Consider the following 4,233-nt stretch of genomic DNA (forward strand, 5'->3'; position numbering starts at 1 on the left):
AGACAAGAGCAACTCACACAACATCCGGCGAGATCACTGTCTCCTGTGCCGACCCTCAGGGTCGGCACAGCAGTGCCGGACCGTCGAGAAACTATGAAACAGAAATGAATCGTCCGGGACTCGTCACCCGACGGCCTGACCCGACCTCACTGTCGTCGAGGAAACGCCAGGCAACGTTGCGGGTCATCCTGCTGCCGTTGGATATCGCCGAAAGCGCCGACCCGGTCCCGGTTCCCGCGGTCGACTATGTCGAACCGTTCCTGCCTGCCCGCATCAGCGCCCCCACCACCACCGGAGACGATGGACCCCACGCACAGTTGCTGGCGTTCCGACACATCGTCGACCGCAGCAGTCCACCGATAACCTTCGGCATCGCACTCGATAACCAGCGCGCGCCTGACAGCCCGCAACGCCCGTACGTCGGCCCACCGGCAACGTGCCTGTCACTGTGGGAGGTTCCTGGCAACGGACTCGTATTGGCCTGCGAGGAACTTGCCCCCGACCGCACCGGCGGTCTGATCGACCGACATCATGACCCGCTCCGCGGCGACGGTAGCCCCGAATTCTGGACCGCCATCGAAGCATTTCTTCGACCCTTCGGACTGACGCCCGAGGCGAGCCCGATCGACGTATTCCCGCGACTGGACACCCGACTGCCCAGATCCGAGGTCTACCGACGGCTGCGCAGCCTGACAATGCACAGCCCTCCCCGGACCGATCGCGACACCGTCGAGGGCCTGGTCATCGAGGTCCACACCGACGGGGTCGATACGGTACGGCGACTGGTCGACGAACCGAGCACCACACCCTGCACGGAAGCCGCGTCCCCCTCCTACCGTGGACTATTACGCTGGCACCGGGCCCCGCTCACCGACAGGCCGTGGCGTCCGGGGTCAGGGATCGCGATTCGCGAGGACGCCCGCGTCCTCGCCGTCGACCTCGGCGCCACCGCTACCAGTCCCGACTACCTCGATCGGGGCACCCGTAACATGCTCTACGGCCTCATCGGCTGGGTCGCCCTCCGCGCCCAGCACTCGGCGGACCACCGCCGCGTACTATCGCTCCTGCGCAACCGCCGCCACCTGTGCGAACGCGGCGGGCTCGCGGGCCTCGGCGACATCGCGGCGGCCCGCACACGGATGATCGAGACACGGCTTCTGCAAACACATCTCACCAGTGCACATCGATGCCCGCCACGGATCGCATCGACACACCTTCGATCAACGCTGGTCCACCGCACCGCCGACGAGATCGCTCTCCTACATACCGATCTCGGTAAGCTGTGTGACAGTGCTGAAAGCAGTCTCCTGCACCACGCTGCCGCCTCCGGCCGAGACCGGCGGTCCACGCTCGTTGCGGTCGCGGCCGCCGGTGCGCTGTTCGCGACGTCGCTTCACGCGGCCGGCGCGGCATCGCTGGAGGATTTACAGCGCTGGGGGCTCACCGTGGCGGTTGTCACCGCGATCGGCGCTGTCGCCCTACTCGAGGGTGTCGCACGTCGTCGCCCCTCCGGGACACTGACGATACCGAGACCGGTCTCGCCGCCGCTGGCCTCGCCCGCCGTGAAGCCTGTCAAGGATCTCGAACGTCGACGGCGCGAATCCATCTTCCCATTCGAGACGGACCTGTGGCGCACAGCTCCGCCTCGCCGCGAAATGACGCCTACTCTGCGAGAGTGCCTAGAGGCCAACAACCTTTCCGACTTCGGACCGTCCATCTCACCGCCGGTGATGGCGAGTCGGTCGTCCCGTCCAGAATCAGAATAGACCCGACCTTCAGGACACCTGCACGGGGCACGATGGCGACCGAGAGGTTCCGGCGCGACACTCGCGGCTGTTTCTTTCCGCCACGAGCAGGGACTGCCATTCGCAAACTGCTGCCATTTTCAACCGAGCGGCTCGGTGCGCCGGCCGGGCACTTATTCGGCCAGCACGGGCCAGCACTGCCGTCACCGATCTCCCGGAACCCGGACCGCGGGAATCAGCTCAGCGGGGACCTGAAGACACGGGCACGGCCCAAGCGCTCCCCTGCTCGCGATCGAGCACCGTGACCGCCTTGTTCTTCAGCCCGAAGATGTAGACCAGCAAGCTGACCCCGATCACTACCGTCACATAGAAGATGAACCAACCGACGTGACCGGCCGACTTTGACGCCTGGAAAAGCACCGGCGCCGTACCGCCGAAGATGGAGTTCGCGAGCGCATATCCCAGGCCCACACCCAAGGCACGGATGTCGGCGGGGAACAGCTCCGCCTTCACGATCGCGTTGATCGAGGTATACCCGGTGAGGATGACGTAGCCGACCGCGACCAGCGCGAACGCCATCAGCGGCGAGGTGGTCTGCGGAAGGAAGGTGAGCAGCACATAGGTGTAGAGGACACCACCCACACCGAAGAAGATCAGCAGCGGCTTGCGCCCGACGCGGTCGCTGACGAGGCCGCCGATCGGCTGCAGCAGCAACAGAAAGATCAACCCCAGCAGGTTGATCCACGTTGCCGTCAGCGCATTGTCGGCCCCGAAGGTGGATTTCACAATCGCCGGCGCGTTGACACTGTAGGTGTAGAACGCGACCGTGCCACCCGCGGTAATGAGGAACACCAGCAGCAGCGGACGCCAGTGTTTGGTGAACAACGCCGTCAAGGAACCCGCCGTCCGGTCCTCACCCGCACGGATGGCCTTCAGATGCGACTCGCTGAGCGACTCGTCCATCGAACGCCGAATCCACAGCACGACCAGTGCGGCTATGCCGCCGATGAAGAAGCCGATCCGCCATCCCCAATCCTCCAACGCCTCGACATCGAGGACGCTGAGCGCGATCAGGAGCGTGAACTGCGCGAGCACGTGGCCGCCCACGAGGGTCACGTACTGGAAAGACGACAAGAAGCCGCGCCGATTCGCGGTCGCCGCTTCGGACATGTACGTCGCCGAGGTGCCGTACTCCCCACCCGTGGCGAATCCCTGCACAAGCCGAGCGAGGAYCAAAACCACCGCCGCCCAATACCCGATGATTTCGCGCGTCGGCATGACCGCCACCACGAAGGAGCACGATGACATGATGGTGATGCTGAGCATCAGGGCGGACTTGCGGCCACGACGGTCGGCGAACCGGCCGAAGAACCAGGACCCCACCGGTCGCATGACGAAGGTGACCGCGAAGATCGCGTAGATATAGAGCGTGGAGTTGGCGTCGTTCTCGTCGAAGAACTGCGCCTCGAAGTACGTGGCGAAGACCGTGTAGATGTACACGTCGTACCACTCGACGAGGTTTCCTGCCGAGCCCTTCATCGTGTTGAGCACCGCCCGCCGGGTGCTCGTCGGAGCGCGGGTTGGACTGGACGGAGTCGCGTCATCGCTCATCCGTAGACGATAACGGATCGACCTCCCACGCCTGGGCGAGTCGCCCCAGGGACGGTGTCAATTCGGTCCCGGTTCGTCACCACACAGTCAGGGCACCGGGAGGATCAGCGAACAACACCCGGCGCAAGCACTGGCAGGCGGCGATCACGGTCGTCGGCATAGACAGGAAGACTGTCCCACCTGAATCGGCAATTCTTCCGTGCGAAGCAGACGACGAATCTCAGCCCAATCTTCCACATCCTTCGTCTCCCCCGACTCGACTCGCGTCAAGCAGTGTGCAGGGGGTCAAAACTGAGAGTACGGCGCATTCGAGCGGTGGTCGCAACACTGTCGGTTCACGGTGCCAGAATCTCGGGCAGAACCTGTGCCGGTGTTCGCCAGTCGAGGATCTCGCGTGTCGGTTGTTCAGACACTCACAGTGTGTTCGTTCGTGCCGACCACGGACCCGCCCTGCACGTGTCGGGCGTGGCGCGGAGGGCGTTCATCGCCGTACCGTGCGGTTGTTCGAAGGTGCTGCCCTCCTCCAAGGGACAGAGACCGGATGTCGGCCCAGGGACCGCCACATGGAATTTATCGCGGTAGCTGGCCGCGAAGTGGCGGTGCGTGGGTGGAGTGCACGCAGCGAGAACTCGACATTGCGAAACACCGTGCGGCGTGCCAGCGCCATCAGGACCGCCATGCCGGTCACGGCCATCCACATCGGCAGCGGGTAGAGAGCGAGACGCTCCCCCAGGCCGAAATGGAGCGCCTGTCCCAGCATGAGGCCGGCGCCGACCAGGCCCACGAGTGCGCACAGGGCCGACCACAGAGCGACCAGCCGCTTCTCATGCCACATATGCCAGGCGATGAGCACGAGCACCACGTGGCGCGCCACGAA

2 protein-coding genes and 1 pseudogene are annotated in these 4,233 nt (G+C 64.7%); 1 reads left to right on the plus strand and 2 read right to left on the minus strand.

From position 1 onward, the window contains the following. Positions 1–104: 104 nt before the first annotated feature. Positions 105–1,766: a hypothetical protein gene (locus AC1D1G_RS42375; RefSeq protein WP_477956617.1), complete on the plus strand. Its 1,662-nt coding sequence runs from the start codon at positions 105–107 to the stop codon at positions 1,764–1,766. A 219-nt stretch (positions 1,767–1,985) separates the two neighbouring features. Here AC1D1G_RS42375 and AC1D1G_RS42380 read toward each other — a convergent pair whose 3' ends face one another. Next, positions 1,986–3,356, minus strand: a complete 1,371-nt coding sequence (locus AC1D1G_RS42380) for an MFS transporter (protein WP_477956618.1) — start codon at positions 3,354–3,356, stop codon at positions 1,986–1,988. A gap of 481 nt (positions 3,357–3,837) precedes the next feature. Beyond that, positions 3,838–4,233, minus strand: a pseudogene (locus AC1D1G_RS42385) (hypothetical protein); the annotation flags it as partial.

Source organism: Rhodococcus sp. P3_B8 (assembly GCF_056402775.1).